Raw genomic sequence first — 906 nt, 5'->3', positions numbered from 1 at the left:
TGCAAGGCCGCAATTGCTGTAAATAGAGCGGGCCTTCGATAATGATACTATACTTATGGTTAGGCAAAAAATTTGATTCGTAAGAAGCAAAAAAATAATAGTTTTCACCCGTGTCAACCCTTCCTAATTAGGGTATTATTCTCAGGTATAACACATTTACATAGGAGTTGATGATAAAGGTGAAAATGAAAAAGGTTATTGTTGCTTTATCCGTCGGAATGCTGATCGGGTCCTCGTCCATGGCGGTTGCGGCCACTTCCAAAAAGGTACAAGCCACTCTTGCGAACTTTAAAGTTATCGTAAATGGCCAGTCTAAATCCGTAACATCCGATCAATTGCTTTATAAAGGTAATACATATCTTCAACTACGCGAAGCCGCTAAAATCCTCGGTTATGAAGTGAATTATGCAAGTTCAACTCGATCTATTGAGTTTTCCGCAAAAAGTCAATCTCAGGCAGATTGGATTACTCTGATAGATTTGTCCGCATCAAATGGATACCAAGTTAATCTTAAGGGAGATTCATCAGATGTATATAACATTTCAAAAAATTTAAAAACCATCCTCAGTGTTAATGCTAATGGTCTTAAAGAAGACGAGGAAAAAGTTGTAACTGATCCATCCGGTAATACGGTCCGTATCAAAAAACTACAAGGATCGCTGGTATTAAACAGAGCAGATCTTAAAAAAGCAGGTTTAATTCTATAGTATTCTGAAGTCATACAGCTTCGTATGGAGAAATCCTGCGAAGCTTTTTTGAGCCTTGCAAATATAACATTAAAAGCCGCACCCCCAGATAGAGCATGCAGCGAAATACACAAAAATGTTTCTCTTAAATTACTGATAAGGACTTGCGTCAGTTCGGACGTGTCTGACGGGATGCCAGTTTCTCCTGAACAGATTGCAA

General features: G+C 38.5%; 1 protein-coding gene. It reads left to right on the top strand.

The genetic code is table 11. The features are described 5' to 3' along the window. Nucleotides 1-185: 185 nt before the first annotated feature. Entirely contained in the window at nt 186-707 is a 522-nt protein-coding gene (locus tag CS562_RS32450) for a stalk domain-containing protein (protein WP_256716878.1), read from the top strand. Nucleotides 708-906: the final 199 nt, after the last annotated feature.

Source organism: Paenibacillus sp. LK1 (assembly GCF_002750415.1).
GTDB lineage: Bacteria > Bacillota > Bacilli > Paenibacillales > Paenibacillaceae > Paenibacillus > Paenibacillus taichungensis.
Note: the sequence above shows the minus strand (reverse complement) of the source record. Positions and strands in the feature narration are given on the sequence as shown.